Annotated in this window: 8 protein-coding genes; 6 read left to right on the top strand and 2 right to left on the bottom strand. The window is 67.8% G+C overall.

What is annotated here, in order from left to right:
- Positions 1 to 24 precede the first annotated feature (24 nt).
- Positions 25 to 1485, bottom strand: a complete 1461-nt coding sequence (locus tag ACLMAJ_RS04935) for an NAD(P)/FAD-dependent oxidoreductase (RefSeq protein WP_412012271.1) — start codon at positions 1483 to 1485, stop codon at positions 25 to 27.
- Positions 1486 to 1711: 226 nt separating this feature from the next.
- Here ACLMAJ_RS04935 and ACLMAJ_RS04930 point away from each other — a divergent pair, with 226 nt between their 5' ends.
- Positions 1712 to 3199 carry a cytochrome P450 gene (locus ACLMAJ_RS04930; protein ID WP_412012270.1) on the top strand — a complete coding sequence of 496 codons (1488 nt, stop codon included), beginning with the start codon at positions 1712 to 1714 and terminating at the stop codon, positions 3197 to 3199.
- Between the two features lie 51 nt (positions 3200 to 3250).
- Here the strand turns inward: ACLMAJ_RS04930 and ACLMAJ_RS04925 are convergent, their stop codons facing one another.
- A complete protein-coding gene (locus ACLMAJ_RS04925) occupies positions 3251 to 4096 on the bottom strand; it encodes a serine hydrolase (protein ID WP_412012269.1) in 846 nt (281 codons plus the stop codon).
- Between the two features lie 592 nt (positions 4097 to 4688).
- Between ACLMAJ_RS04925 and recC the strand changes: the two genes are divergently transcribed.
- From recC to ACLMAJ_RS04900, 5 genes are all read left to right on the top strand, one after another.
- Complete coding sequence (recC, locus tag ACLMAJ_RS04920) at positions 4689 to 8252, top strand: exodeoxyribonuclease V subunit gamma (protein WP_412012268.1); 3564 nt, start codon at positions 4689 to 4691, stop codon at positions 8250 to 8252.
- 292 nt (positions 8253 to 8544) lie between these two features.
- Positions 8545 to 11943: a UvrD-helicase domain-containing protein gene (locus ACLMAJ_RS04915; protein ID WP_412012267.1), complete on the top strand. Its 3399-nt coding sequence runs from the start codon at positions 8545 to 8547 to the stop codon at positions 11941 to 11943.
- 61 nt (positions 11944 to 12004) lie between these two features.
- Entirely contained in the window at positions 12005 to 13918 is a 1914-nt protein-coding gene (gene recD / locus ACLMAJ_RS04910) for an exodeoxyribonuclease V subunit alpha (protein WP_412012266.1), read from the top strand.
- Between the two features lie 43 nt (positions 13919 to 13961).
- Positions 13962 to 14438 carry an RNA polymerase sigma factor gene (locus ACLMAJ_RS04905; protein WP_412012265.1) on the top strand — a complete coding sequence of 159 codons (477 nt, stop codon included), beginning with the start codon at positions 13962 to 13964 and terminating at the stop codon, positions 14436 to 14438.
- Positions 14439 to 14440: 2 nt separating this feature from the next.
- On the top strand, positions 14441 to 15052 hold the full coding sequence (locus ACLMAJ_RS04900) for a methylated-DNA--[protein]-cysteine S-methyltransferase (protein ID WP_412012509.1): 612 nt from the start codon (positions 14441 to 14443) through the stop codon (positions 15050 to 15052).
- The last annotated feature ends 15 nt before the right edge of the window (positions 15053 to 15067 follow it).

The raw sequence follows: 15067 nt of genomic DNA, 5'->3' as shown, positions 1-15067 counted from the left end.
CCCGACATTCGGGACAGAATGCGGTTAGCCCGCCTTACGATCGGCGGCTGCCTTCGCCGCCTTGTCGAGGGCCTTGGCCTTCTCCACGGACTTGCCGTTCTCCGCGGGTGGGGCGCCGAGTGCGGCCGCGAGCTCGTCGGCATCTTCCTCGTCGGCATTCACGGTTTCGAGTGCGAGCCGCGCGAACACCCACTGCTCGGTCGCCGCCATCTGACCGCGACTGCGCCCGAGGAAGGTCACGAACCACTGGATGACGGTGATGATCCGACTGCGGTAGCCGACCAGGTAATAGAGGTGCAGCGCGAGCCAGGCCAGCCAGGCGATGAACCCGCCGAACTCCAGCTTGCCGATCTGGCACACGGCGCTGAACCGCGACACCGTCGCCATGCTGCCCTTGTTGAAGTACTTGAACGGCTTGCGCTCCTGCGGCGCTTGGCCCTTCAGACCGGCCTTGATCTGCTTGGCTGCGTAGGTCGAGCCCTGGATCGCCCCCTGCGCCATACCGGGAACGTCCGGCACCGACATCAGGTCGCCGACGACGAATACGTTCGGGTAGCCCTTGATGGTGAGATCGGGTTCGACGATGACGCGCCCGGCCCGATCGACCTGGGTGCCTTCGGACTGATCGGCGAGTATCTTGCCGAGCGGGCTGCCCTGCACACCGGCCGACCACACCTTGCAGGAGGACTCGATACGACGGATGGTGCCGTCGGAGTCCTTCACCGTGACGCCCTGCGCGTCGATATTGGTCACCATGGCGTTGAGCTGGATCTCGACGCCCATCTTCTCCAGCCGCCGCTGCGCCTTGCCGCCCAGCTTCGGGCCCATCGGGCCGAGCACAGCGCCCGCGCCTTCGAGCAGCACAACGCGCGCGTCGCGTGGATCGATGTTGTGGAAGGTGCCTTCGAGGGTGCGATCGGCGAGTTCGGCGATCTGGCCTGCCAATTCGACGCCGGTGGGTCCGGCGCCGACCACCACGAAGGTGAGCAGCCGGTCCCGCATTTCCTGCGTGGTGGCCAGTTCGGCCCCTTCGAACGCGCCCAGGATGCGCGCGCGTAGCTCCAGCGCGTCATCGATGGTCTTCATGCCGGGGGCGTAGGTGGCGAACTTGTCGTTGCCGAAGTACGACTGTTGAGCGCCGGTCGCCACGATCAGGCTGTCGAACTCGGTGACGGTGTTCTGGTTGAGCAGCCGCGAGGTCACCGTCTTGGTTTGCAGGTCGATATCGGTGACATCGCCGAGCAGCACTTGGGCGTTCTTCTGCTTGCGCAGCACCAGGCGCGTGGCAGGGGCGATCTCGCCGACCGACAGGATGCCGGTGGCCACCTGGTAGAGCAGCGGCTGGAAGAGGTGGGTGGAAGTCTTGGCGATCAGTATCACGTCGACATCGGCGTGCTTGAGATGCTTGGTTCCGAACAAGCCGCCGAAGCCCGAGCCGATAACCACCACCCGATGACGACGGTTCTCGACAGACTCAGTGCTCATCGTCCTGCTCCTCGACAGACCTGGGCTTGGCCCCACGAACGTTGTTGACCCGCCTTACGGTAGTCGGCGCCGACTTGGCCGTCACGGCGAGATCCCGGTTCCTGCTGTGCTGCGAAGCGATAACACGCCGTCGCCGATCCGCCGGGTGAAACACGCGACGGGCGAACCGACCGAATGAATGTGAGAAAGAGAATACGATAGATGCTGTCGTTCAGGGAGGCTTGCCATGGTTACCGCGAACCGTGTCGTCGGACGAAAGACCAGCGCACAGCATGAATCCGAGAACATTTCGTTGATCGATATCCCCGACAGGCACCTCATCGACCGCGCGCTGCGGCGTGTCCCGGAGCGCCCTCGGGTGCTGGCAACCCCGCCGCGAGGCAGCACGACCATCGCGGTGCGCGGCGATGCGGGTCTGCCGTATTTGGGACGTGGGCTGCACTATCTGCGCTGGGGTCCGGCGGAGATGATGGACCGCTACCGCCGATTCGGGCCGGTGTCGCTGAACTCGTCGCTCGGCATCGATCGGGTGCTGGTTTGCGGTCCGGAGGCGATCGACGAGGTGCTCGGCAAGCGACGCCGCGATTTCGGGCAAGGCTGGAACTACTTCATCGGCCCGTTCTTCGGGCGTGGTCTGCTGCTGCTCGAATTCGACGAGCACATGTTCCACCGCAGGATCATGCAGCAGGCCTTCACCAGGGACCGGCTGGAGGCCCATCTGGCCGCACTGACGCCGGTGGCGCGCGCGGCGGTCGGGCGCTGGGTGCCGCGTGGTGGCGCGACCGGCCGGACGGTCGAGTTGTATCCGACGATCAAAGAGCTGACTCTCGAGATCGCGGCGGAGACGTTCATGGCCGTCGAGGTCGGCGCGCAGCGCCGGATGCTGCTCGACGCGTTTGTCGACTGCACCCATGCGGGGCTCTCGATCATCCGCCATCCCATCCCCGGCGGTAACTGGCGCGCGGGCTTGCGCGGGCGCAAGGTACTCGAGGACTATTTCACCGCGATGCTGCCGCAGAAAAGGCGCATCGAATCACCGGACTTCTTCTCCGGCCTGTGCCACGCGCGCAGCGAGGATGGCGCGCAGTTCAGCGACGCGGACGTGGTGAACCACATGATCTTCCTGATCATGGCCGCCCACGACACCACCACGACAACCGCCACCGCGGTCGCGTACTACCTGGGCAAGCATCCGCATTGGCAGCAGCGCGTGCGGGCCGAGGTGCTGGCCATCGATGCGGAAACCGCTGGTGCCGCACCGACGATCGCGGATCTCGACTGGATGCACGACCTCGATCTGGTGATCAAGGAAAGCCTGCGATTGATACCGCCCGTGCCCGGTCTGGTGCGCCGCGCCGTGCGCGACACCGAGATCGCCGGGCACTACATTCCGGCGGGCACGCCATGCGACCTCGCCTACAGCGTCAACCACATGCTGCCGGAGCTGTGGACAAGGCCCGAGCAATTCGATCCCGAGCGCTTCGCCGAACACCGTCGTGAGGACAAGTCCCATCGGCTCGCCTGGCTGCCGTTCGGCGCGGGTGCCCACAAATGCATCGGCATGCACTTCGGAACCTTCGAGGTGAAGACGGTCATCGCCGCACTGGTGCGTGAGTACGAGTGGACGATCCCCGAGGACTATCGAATACCGTGGGGTTTCTCGACGATTCCGTTCCCGAGGGACGGCGCCCCCGTCAACCTCCGCCGTCGCTGATGTCGCGCCACGGGAGTGGTGTTCGGCTCCCGTGGCGCGCGAGGCGTGTGGTCAGCGTCCTGAGAAGAGAAGCTCGGCGACCTTGGTATCGGTCTCCGCGCCCTCGGTATAGCCGCCCTGGTCACCGAGAGAACTCATGATCGCCAGGGTGTAGCGCTCGCCGGGGCCCGCGAAGCCGACCGAGTTCACCACCCAGCCGCCCTCTTCTTCCGACCAGCCGTTCTTCAGCCCCGGGCGCATCTTCGGGCCCGCGCCCCACAGACCCCAGTGCTGGTTCATGTCCACCGACCGCATCCTGTCGAAAAGGTAGGCGCGGTCGTCGGGGTGCATACGGGTGAAGATGTTGTCCATCAGACGGTCCAGGTCGGCGGCCGTGCACTTCTGGAACGACCAATCCGGGAACAACGCGGAACTGGTCGGCAGCGGTACGAGGGTGACCATGCCGTTGGCGCGGAAGGCGTTGTTATAGGCCATGCGGTCGAAGCCCGCGTATTTGTTCCAGAGGAAGTCGGCCGCGGCGTCGTTCGAGGTCGCCAGCATCGACTCCATCACTCCGCGATCGCCAGGGGTGAGGTCGATCGCGCCGACCCGCGCGCGATTGAGCAGGTCCGCGGCGATCGCGAGTTTGATGGTCGAGGCGGTCCAGACCGCGTTCTCCGCATTCTCGCTCGCATACACGCCGCCGCTGACCCGATCGCGCACCACGTAGCCGGTGACGCCGGGCCTGCCGCTCAAATACGAGTCGACAGAAGCGATCCGGTTACTCATATCGCAATCGAAGCCGGGTAGGCAGCCCTGCATGTGGGCGGGCGGCGCGGCCGCGGCGATCGGCAATAGCGCGGGTGCGCTCGAGATCAAGATCGCCGCGGCGGCAAGGACACAGGTTGATGCGGCCACACGGGGGACGGACCGGGTGACGGCCAAGGGGTAACGCACGAGGGAACACGATCGCACATCGACGTCCAGGACGCACGTCTTGAGCTGGGCCGGAGACTGTGCTAAAGCGCGAACGTTGTGCGCTTGCCTCGCAGTGTCTTTCGCCGCAGGTCAGCTCAGCGGAAGGCCGCGCGCAATTCCTCGACGGTGCGACCGTTGAGCCGGTAGCAGTGCGCGAATGCCTCGGAGTGACTGTCACGAGGCCAGAAGTGTAGGACGCAGGTACGGCCGTATGAGCGCGAGTTGACCAGCTCCCATCGGTCTCCGACCCGGCGGACTGTGAACCCGCCTCTCGGAACAAGGGGAATCACCATCGCAACCATGAAACGCGAACCAGCCTTTCGTGCAGTCTCCCGTTCCTCCCCGGTTGAGCACTGTTGCACACGGGGGAGCCCGATCCGAGGTGACACGGCGAAGTAAATCGTTCGTGTGTGGCTCATTTCACTATCCGACCGGCGGGGTGCTGAAGTTGCGTACCGATCGCTGGGCGTATAAACGTGCACGAAGCCCGAGGCGTTTCGACGAAGAATCCGGACCCGACGAGAGGGCGTAGATGCCGCTGCACATCCACCGTGCCGAGCGCTCCGACGTCTTGGCGGATTCGCTGGCCGCGATGCTGGTCACGCCGCTGGCGGATCCGTTCGCCGCGGAGGTCGTCGCGGTGCCCGCCAAAGGAGTGGAGCGCTGGCTGGCGCAGCGGTTGTCGACGGTGCTCGGCGTCGAATCGGCACACTCGACCGATGGTGTCGCGGCGAATATCGCATTCCCCTCGCCTGCCGCGTTGATCGCCCAGGCGCTCGCCGAGGCCAGCGGCGTGCGACCCGAGTGCGACCCATGGGCGTCCGAACGTGTGGTGTGGACATTGCTGCGGGTGATCGATGCATCGCTGTCCGAGCCGTGGTCGGCGGTGCTTGCCAGGCACCTCGGTGCGCACGATCCCGTGGGACGCGATCATCGGGTCGGCCGCCGCTATGCGACCGCCGCGCACCTCGCCGCGCTGTTCGATAGTTACGCCGCCCAACGCCCGACGCTCATCACCGAGTGGGCCGCGGGCGCCGACACCGATGGCGCTGGAGACCCGGTGCCCGACGACCTGCTGTGGCAGCCCGCGCTGTGGCGTCGGTTGCGGGCCGAAGTCGGTGCGCCGAGCCCGGCCGAGCGACTTGCCGCCGCCTGCGACCGGTTGCGTGCACAGCCGGACCTGGTCGATCTGCCGGTTCGGCTGTCGCTGTTCGGAGTGACGCGGCTGCCGACCGATCAACTCGCGGTCCTGTCGGCACTGGCCGCCGGACGCGACATCCATTTGTGGCTGGCGCACCCGAGCCCGGCCATGTGGTCGGAACTGGCCGGGCAGCCGATCGCTGTCGCGCGAGCCGACGACGCCGGTGCGACTGTCGTCCGGCATCCGCTGCTGTCCGGGCTCGCGCGCGATGTGCGTGAGCTGCAACAGCGGTTGGCCGATGTTGTCGCCACTGATATCCACCATGCGACGGTTGCTGGTGCGGGCAGTGTTGTGCCCGATGGCGAAGGAGGCGATGTGCTGGCCGCCGCCGGTGCGGATAGTGCGGGGTCCGGCACTACGGCGCGCGATATGTCGGCCGAACCTGATGCGGGCGGCGTGGCACGGGATCATGTTGCGTCGGAAAGGTTTACGGGGGACGGGTCCAGCGGAGATACGCCGGGTAGGGCGGCGTCCGGCGTCATGGCGGGTGCCGGGCAGCCGGAATTGCGGACACTGCTGGAGACGATGCAGGCCGGGATTCGAAACGACGTGTGGCCACCGACGTCGGGTCTCGACATCGCGGGCGACCGCAGCATCCAGGTGCATGCGTGTCATGGGCCCGCGCGTCAGGTGGAGGTGTTGCGGGAGAGTTTGCTCGGACTTTTCGCGGACGATCCCACCTTGGAACCGCGCGATGTGCTGATCATGTGTCCCGAAGTGGAGGCGTACGCGCCGTTGGTGCGCGCGGCGTTCGGACAGCGGAGTTCCGGTGAGGCGGTTGCGGATTCGGCGCATCCCGCGCACCGGCTGCGAGTGCGGCTCGCCGATCGGGGGCGTGGGGTTACCAATCCGTTGCTCGCGGTGATCGGTGTGCTGCTCGAGCTGGCCGATGGGCGGGTGACGGTGACCCAGGTACTGGATTTGGCCGCCTCCGAAACTGTCCGGCGGCGTTGTGGATTCGACGACGACGATATCGAGCGGCTGCGCGAATGGGCGGCCGAATCCGGGGCGCGGTGGGGGATCGGGCTGCGGCAGCGGCAGGCGTTCGGGCTTGCCGACTTCGCGCAGAACACTCTCAACAGTGCGGTCGACCGGATCCTGCTCGGCGTCACCGCCGACGAATCATCGGAGGACTGGCTGGATTTGGCGCTGCCACTGGACGACGTGGACAGCAACGACGTCGATCTGGCAGGCCGGTTCGCGGAATTCATCGATCGGCTCGCGGTCTGCCTTCGTGACCTGCGTGGGCCCCGACCCGCACACGAGTGGGCAACGGTGCTCGCCCGGTCACTCGACCTGCTCACCGATGTGCCCGGCAGTCAGGCGTGGGTGCGTACCGAGGCCCGCCGAGAACTGGCCGCCGCCACCGAGCATGCGGGCGATGTACCGTTGCGGCTCGCCGATATCGGCGTGCTACTGGCGGGTCGGCTCGCGGCTCGGCCGACCCGCGCCAACTTCCGCACCGGCGAGCTGACGGTCTGCACGATGGTGCCGATGCGGTCGGTGCCACATCGGGTGGTGGTGTTGCTCGGCCTGGACGATGAGGTGTTCCCGCGCACCAGCGGCATCGACGGTGACGATGTGCTTGCCCGTAATCCGCTACTGGGCGAACGAGATTCCCGCAGCGAGGACCGGCAGCTGTTGCTCGACGCGATCATGGCCGCGCAGCAGCAACTCTTGATATTTCACACTGGCGCCGACCCGGTCACCGGCGCGCATCGCCCGCCCGCGATCCCGCTCGCCGAGCTGCTCGACGCGATCCGGGCACATGTCGGCGCCGCCGGTATGTCCGCGGTGGTGACCCGCCATCCGTTGCAAGCATTCGATCGACGGAACTTCTCGGCCGAGAAGCCTTTCAGCTTCGACACGGTCGCGTTGGCAGGTGCGCGGGCCGCCGATGGTCCAGCACAGCCGCGCCCGGAGTTCCTGGCCGAACCGCTACCGGCTGGCGAGTTCACGGATGTAGCACTCGCCGAACTGATTTCGTTCGTCGAACATCCGATCCGCGCATTCCTGTGGCAGCGCCTCGGCCTGCGAGTGCCCGAGCACGACGAGGACATCGCCGACCGGCTGCCCATCGAACTCGACGGCCTGGCGAAATGGGAACTGGGCGAACGCCTGCTGGCCGCCCGTCTCACCGGCGCGGACCCAGCCGGGTTGCGCGCGGCGGAGTGGCGGCGAGGGACTCTGCCGCCGTTCGGTTTCGGATCGGCGGTCCTGGACGAGGTCGAGAGCACCGTCGACAAGCTGGTCCGCGCATCGCTGCCCGAATACGAAGGGCCCGCGCGCGCCGTCGACATCGCCATCGATCTCGGTAGCGGCCGCAGGCTCACCGGAACCGTGCCGGAGGTGCACGGCGAAACCCTGGTCCGCACCACGTTCTCCCGGCTCGCACCGAAACACCGGATCGCCGCATGGGTGTCCTTGCTCGCGCTGGCCGTCACCGAGGACCGCTCCTGGCGCGCGGTGACCACCGGCCGTGGCCAATTCGGTCGCCCCGCATGGCGTTCGGTACTCACCGCTCCCGACGCTCCCAATGCGCTGACGATCCTGCGGGAATTGGTGAAACTGCGTGACGTCGGGCTCACCGAACCACTGCCGATCGCCCCGACCGCCACCGCCGCCTACGCCGACCGCCGCTTCCGAGGCTCCACCGTCGAGGAAGCCGTCGCCGCCGCCGAACGCGAATTCAACGGCGGCCCCAACGGTCCCGGCCCCTTCGGTGACCACGCCGACCGCCACCTCCGCTATGTCTGGGGCGCGGCCCCCCGTCTCGAACACCTCACCGAAGCCGCCGCCTCCTCCGGCGAGCCAGGCGAAACCACCCGATTCGGCGCGCTGGCCCGCCGCATGTGGGCGCCGCTGCTCGCCGCCGAAAACCAGGGCCAGCCGTGAACGTCAGTGCTCTCCGCGAGGTGGTGGGCGCGGGTGGCGCGTCGGCTTCCCAAAGCTACGACCGATGGATTTCGCGGTGTGCCGGGTTGTGGGTCGGCGGTGGGGGTTCAGTCGTTGGTGCTGCGGGTGTGAGGCGGGTTTTCTGGGTTGTCGGCGTGGCATGCCGGTGGACAGGCGGCAGGCGGGAGACGATGGTGGCGGATCCTGGGTGGTCGCGTGAGGTCGGCCGTTCTCGGGGTGCGGAAGGGCGGCCGTCGGGGTCGTTGTCGGATGGCGGAAGTGGGTGGTGGGCGTGACCGTTCAGGACACGGCGTTCGCCATCCCCGAGGTGGCCGCGGCGGATCGGTTCGATCCGAATGGGGCGTTGCCTACCGGGACCACTGTGTTGGAGGCGAGTGCGGGGACGGGGAAGACGCACGCGATCGTCGGGCTCGCGGTGCGGTATGTGGCGGAGGTCGGGATCGATGTATCGCAGCTGCTGCTGGTGACTTTCAGTCGGGCTGCGACACAGGAACTTCGGGAACGCACCCGGGATCGGTTCGTCGTGGTCGCCGCGGCTCTTGCCGATCCGGCGCTCGCGCGCGCACACTCCGATGAGCTGATTCGTCTTGTGGCACAGGCAGATTCGGATGAGGTGCGCAAGCGCCGTAGTCGGTTGCTCACGGCGCTCTCGGATTTCGATGCGGGCACCATCGCCACTACGCACAGCTTCTGTCAGCGCATGCTGGACGAGCTCGGTCTCGCTGGTGAGCACGATCCCGGTTCGCGCCTGGTGGAGACAGTCGACGATCTCGTGGGGACCGTCGCCGACGATCTCTTCCTGAACCGGTACGCCCGCACCGGACCGCCGTTCTCCCTGAAGGAGGCGCACGTACTGGCACTGGCCGCTGTGCGTGACCGGCACGCGGCGCTCGTCCCGAAGGGTGACGGCGCGGCGGGAGAGCGGGTCGCCTTCGCGACCGCGGTCCGCGCCGAGACCGAGCGCCGAAAGCGTCTTGCCGGGCTGCGCGACTTCGACGACCTGCTGGTGCTGCTGCACGACGTCCTCGACGATCCGGAGCACGGCCCGCGAGCCCGCCGCCGCATTCGCGATCGTTACCGAGTCGCCCTCGTCGACGAGTTCCAGGACACCGATCCACTGCAATGGGACATCCTGCGCCTCGCCTTCCACGGCCATTCGACCCTGGTGCTGGTCGGTGACCCCAAACAGGCCATCTACGCCTTCCGCGGCGCTGAGGTGCTCAGCTATCTCGACGCCGTAGAGCACGCCGACACCCGCAGGGAACTCACCACCAACTGGCGCAGCGACGCGGGCCTGCTGGCCGCCCTCGATCACCTGCACGGCGGAGCGGCGTTGGGCCACAAGGAAATCGCCGTCTACCCCGTGGCCGCTACCCGCCCATGGTCCCGACTGTCGGGACCCGACGACCTCATCACGCCGCTGCGGCTGCGCTGCCTGCCGCGCACCGGCGCGGGGCCACTGAACAAATCCGGCTTCCCTGCCGTCGGCCGCATGCGCGCGAAGGTCGCCGAAGATTTGGCCGCCGACATCGTCGGCCTGCTCGAATCCGATGTCCTTGTCGATGGCAAAGCTGAACCGCGTGCCGACGCTGCCGATGGTAAGGGCGACATGTCGGGAGTCGTGCGGAGACCGATCGGGCCGGGCGACATCGCGGTATTGGTGCGGACCAGGTCTCAGATCGATGTGGTGCGAGCGGCTTTGGACCGTGTCGGTGTCGCCTCGGTCCTCGCGGGTGGCACCAGTGTGTTCGGCACCGGTAGCGCCACCGATTGGCTCTGGTTGCTGCGCGCGCTCGAGCAGCCGCATCGGTCCGACCGGGTGCGGTTGGCCGCATGCACGCCGCTGCTCGGGGTTACCGCTGTCGAAATCGACAGTGGCGGAGCCGATCTGGTTGGGCGGATCAGTTCGCAGCTGCGTGAGTCGGCTCGGCTCTTCGCACGTACCGGGTTCGCGGCGGTGTTCGAAAAGATCTCCGCCGAAGCGAATCTGGCGCAGCGACTGCTGACGATCGAGAACGGCGAGCGACAGCTGACCGACTTACGGCATATCGCGCAGCTGCTGGATCAGGTGGCGTTGACCGAAGGTCTCGGGTTGACGGCGCTGACCCGCTGGCTGGCCGACCGGGTGCGCGATCCCGCATCCGGCTCCGTTGCCGACCGCAGCCGCAGGCTCGATCGAGACGCGGCGGCGGTGCAGATCGCCACGGTGCACGCAAGCAAGGGCCTCGAATTCCCCATCGTCTACCTGCCGTTCGCATGGGACAACGCGAAGAATCCCTACCCGGCGACCCTGCTTTATCACGATGACGCGGGCGCGCGCGTGCTCGATGTCGGCGGCCAGGACGCCACCGGCTATGCCGAACGCAAGCTGCGCAGTGAAACCGAGGAGGCCGGTGAGGAGCTGCGCCTGCTGTATGTCGCTCTCACCCGGGCGATGTGTCAGGTCGTCGCCTGGTGGGCTCCGGCGATCACCACCGCTGCTTCGCCGCTGCATCGGATGATCCTCGGTCGCCCCGACGGCGGCGACATTGTTCCCGGCCGCGCCGCCGTGCCTGCGGATAGTCTTGCGGTACAGCGTCTTTCCGCGTGGGCCGCGGGTGCGCCCGCCGTGGTGTCGGTGACCGGTGTCGAAGGAACGGACACCGTCGAGATCAGGCGGGTCCGCGGCGAGATCGCGACCGGAGCGCTCGCCGCCGCCCGGTTCTCGCGCATCTTGGATCAGCAATGGCGGCGCACCTCGTACTCGGCATTGACCGCGGGCGCCCACGATGCCGCCGTCGTGGGGTCCGAACCCGAGGACGAGCGCGGTCCGGCGGACGAGCCGAGCGCGCCGGTGGCCGAGGAGACCGAACCGCCGATATCCGGTGCCGCGTCATTGATGAATGCCCTGCCCTACGGTGCGGAGTTCGGCACCCTCGTGCACGGCGTGCTGGAGCTGATCGACACCGACGCACCGGATCTGAGCGCCGAGGTGCACACCCGCTGCCGCGCATCGACCGATGAACTGATGGCCGAGGCGGATCCGGAAATCCTGGGCACCGCATTGCTGGCCGTCCTGCGCACACCCCTCGGATTCGGCTGTCTCGCAGACATCTCCAGCCGAGACAAACTCAACGAACTAGAATTCGAGCTCCCCTTGGCAGGCGGCGATTCCCCCGGGGTCCACACCGCCACCCTGCGCCGAATCGCCGACCTGCTGCGCACGCATCTCCCGGCCGATGACGATTTCGCCTCCTACGCAGACCAATTGGCTGCCCTGGACGACGTCCCCCTGCGCGGCTACCTCACCGGCAGCATCGACGTCGTCCTGCGCGTCACCGAATCCCACGGCGCCGACCCCCGATTCGTCATCGTCGACTACAAAACCAACCGCCTCGGCACCGGCGACCTCACCGTCGACCACTACACCCACGACCGCATGGCCGCGGAAATGCAGCGTTCCCATTACCCCTTACAGGCGCTGCTGTACTCCGCCGCCCTGCACCGCTACTTGCGCTGGCGCTTGCCGACCTACGACCCGACCCGCCACCTCGGCGGCGCTCGCTACCTCTTCGTCCGAGGCATGATCGGCCCCGAAACCCCCACCGACTGCGGTGTCTTCGACTGGAACCCTCCACCCGACCTCATCGTCGCTTTGTCCGACCTCCTCGCGGGCGAGGCCGACGGATGACGCCGGCGGAAACACGCGAGGTGCACGGCCGCTCAGTGGCATCGACGGGGAAGGTGGGGCGATGACCTCGATTCAGTTGGCGCAGCGGGGGACCGGGCTTTTGCGGACCTTCAATGAGGCGGGGGTGCTCTCGGCGGCGGATGTGCATGTGGCACTGCGATTGGGGCGGATGGGGCGTGAGTCCGCGGAGGAGGTGCTGTTCGCGGCGGCGCTGGCGGTGCGGGCGGTGCGGTCGGGGTCGGTGTGTCTGGAGTTGATTCGGATGCGGGAGATCGGTGTCGACGCCGACGAAACCTGGGATGCCGGTGCGGGTGTCGACCCGGCGACACTGCCGTGGCCGGAGACCGATGCCGTTGTCGCGGCGTTGCGGGTGAGTCCGCTGGTGTGCGGGGGATCGTCAGGCCCGTTGCGGCCCTTGCGGATTGTCGATGCGCAGCAGGGCAGCGACGCGGGTCCGCTGCTGTACTTGGATCGGTATTACCAGCAGGAGCAGACCATTCGGCGCGTGCTCACCGAGCGTTCGGCCGATCATCCGGTCGTCGATCCGAGCATCGTGCGCCGCGAACTGGACCGGCTTTTCGATACACCGGTCGGCGCGGCGCCGGATCGGCAACGGTTGGCCGCCGCGCTCGGCGCCACGCACTGGACCACCGTGGTGGCAGGCGGGCCCGGTACCGGAAAAACCCACACCATCGCCCGCATCCTGGCGCTGCTCGACGCGCATCAACGCGCGAATCCGAAACTGCCGGCCCTCCGGATCGCGATGGCCGCGCCCACCGGTAAAGCGGCTGCGCGCCTTCAGGAGGCGGTGCGCGAACAGGCCGACTCGCTCGACCTGCCCGAGCTCACCGCGGCCACTTTGCATCGACTGCTCGGCTGGCAGCGCGGCCGCACCACCAGGTTCAGGTACCACGAATTCAATCGGCTGCCCTACGACGTGATCGTTGTCGACGAGACCTCGATGGTGTCGCTGACCATGATGAGCAGGCTGCTTGCCGCGCTGCGCCCGGACACCCGTCTTGTCCTGGTCGGCGACCCTGATCAGCTCGCCTCGGTCGACGCGGGCGCCGTCCTCGCCGACCTGGTCGCGGGACCCGTTGTCGGCGAACCGAACCCGGTGCTCGACATCGTTCTCGGCGCGGATTCAGTGGAATCCGTCACGGCCGGGGAGAATTCGGAAGCCTTGAGCAGCCTCGAGCGAACCCGCATGCGGGGCGGCATCGTCCGCCTGACCCGTGGTCGCCGCTTCGGCGGCAAGATCGCCGAACTCGCGGTCGCGATCCGCGCGGGCGACGCAGATACCGCACTCGAGCTGCTGCGCGCCGGCGGCCAGGAACTTTCCCTCAGCGCGCCGGACAGCACTGCACCGGTGCGTGCCGACATCGTCAGGGCCGCACGGGAGGTAACCGTGGCCGCACTCGACGGTGACGCGGCGGGCGCACTGAAGGCCCTCGAATCCCACCGACTCCTGTGTGCGCACCGCCAAGGCCCGTTCGGCGTCGAACGCTGGGACCGCATGGCCGCCGAGTGGGCGGCCGCGGGCGGCGCGGGCCCCGAGACCTACCAGGCCCCCTGGTACCCGGGTCAGCCACTGCTTGTCACCGCCAACGACCATGAGGCCCGCATCTACAACGGCGACACCGGCGTTATCGTCCGCATGCCCGACGGTTCCCTGCGTGCGGCCCTGCAACGCGGTAGCGAGCCCTACCTCGTGCACCCGACACAATTCCCGGCGGTGGTCACCGTCTTCGCCATGACCATCCACCGCAGCCAGGGCAGCCAGTACGACACGGTGTCGGTCGTACTGCCCGAACCCGAATCCACCCTGCTCACGAGGGAACTGCTGTACACAGCCGTCACCCGAGCCCGCCGACACGTCCGCGTCATCGGCACCGACGACTCCATCCGCGCCGGTATCGCCCGCCGTGTCCTGCGGGCCAGCGGGCTGTCGCGCACCTCCGCGGTGACCCCGTGACATTCGAATCTCACGTTCTCCGACCGGCCACCGTCTACCCAGTGTGAGTTTGCCTCCGTTCGAGGAAGTGGTGGCCGAATACGGCCCGATGGTGCTGCGGGTGTGCCGGGCGGTGCTCGGTCCGACCGACGCCGCTGACGCGTGGTCGGAGACGTTCCTGTCCGCTCTGCGTGCCTATCCGGGCCTCGATCAGGACACCAATATCGAAGCGTGGCTGGTCACCGTCGCACACCGTCGCGCGATCGATGTGGGGCGCGCACTCACCCGCGCGCCCGTCCCGGCCGAAGCGCTGCCCGAGCGCCCCGCACCCAACGCCGACCCCGCCGGTTACGACCCCGATTTGTGGGCCGCGCTGGCGGCGCTGCCGACCAAGCAGCGCCGAGCGGTGGCCTACCACTATCTGGCAGGCCTGCCGCATGCCGAGATCGCCGAGCTGCTCGGCAACTCCACCGACGCTGCCCGCCGCGCCGCCGCGGATGGGCTGAAAACATTACGCAAGCTCTACCCGAAGGATCGATAATGATGGCCACCATCGACCGCGGGGATCCCGTCTTCGACGGGCTGACCCCCGACAGCGCTGAGCTGCTGTCCGCCTTGCATCGCCGCCTCGCGGCCGACGCTCAATCCGCCGGGCTGCTCGACGTCGCCTACCGCACCCTCGATACCCCCGTCGGCACCCTGCTGCTGGCAGCGACCCCCGCGGGCCTGGTGCGAGTCGCCTACCCGAACGAGGACCACGACGCCGTCCTCGCCGTCCTCGCCGCCCGAGTCAGTCCCCGCATTCTCGCTGCCCCCGCGCGCCTCGATGCCGTCGCACGGGAGATCGACGAGTACTTCACCGGCGCCCGAACACATTTCGACCTCCCACTCGATCTACAACTGGCAAGCGGCTTCCGTCGCGAGGTCATCCAACACCTGCGTGAGATCGGCTACGGGCACCGCGAAAGCTATGCCGCCGTCGCCGCCGCTGTCGGTAACCCCCGCGCCGTCCGCGCCGTCGGTAGCGCTTGCGCGCACAACCCCCTCCCGGTGGTGATCCCTTGCCATCGAGTCGTCCGCAGCGACGGCACCATCGGCCAGTACGTCGGCGGCATCGAAGCCAAGACCGCTTTGCTCACCCTCGAGGCGGCCTGAGTCGTCGATCAGCCG

This window comes from Nocardia arseniciresistens (assembly GCF_046764875.1).
Classification (GTDB): domain Bacteria; phylum Actinomycetota; class Actinomycetes; order Mycobacteriales; family Mycobacteriaceae; genus Nocardia; species Nocardia arseniciresistens.
Note: the sequence above shows the minus strand (reverse complement) of the source record. Positions and strands in the feature narration are given on the sequence as shown.

Coding starts and splice junctions, on each gene's coding strand:
- ACLMAJ_RS04935 (WP_412012271.1), bottom strand. CDS start 1,485: ATGAGCACTGAGTCTGTCGAGAACCGTCGTCATCGGGTGGTGGTTATC.
- ACLMAJ_RS04930 (WP_412012270.1), top strand. CDS start 1,712: ATGGTTACCGCGAACCGTGTCGTCGGACGAAAGACCAGCGCACAGCAT.
- recC (WP_412012268.1), top strand. CDS start 4,689: ATGCCGCTGCACATCCACCGTGCCGAGCGCTCCGACGTCTTGGCGGAT.
- recD (WP_412012266.1), top strand. CDS start 12,005: ATGACCTCGATTCAGTTGGCGCAGCGGGGGACCGGGCTTTTGCGGACC.
- ACLMAJ_RS04900 (WP_412012509.1), top strand. CDS start 14,441: ATGGCCACCATCGACCGCGGGGATCCCGTCTTCGACGGGCTGACCCCC.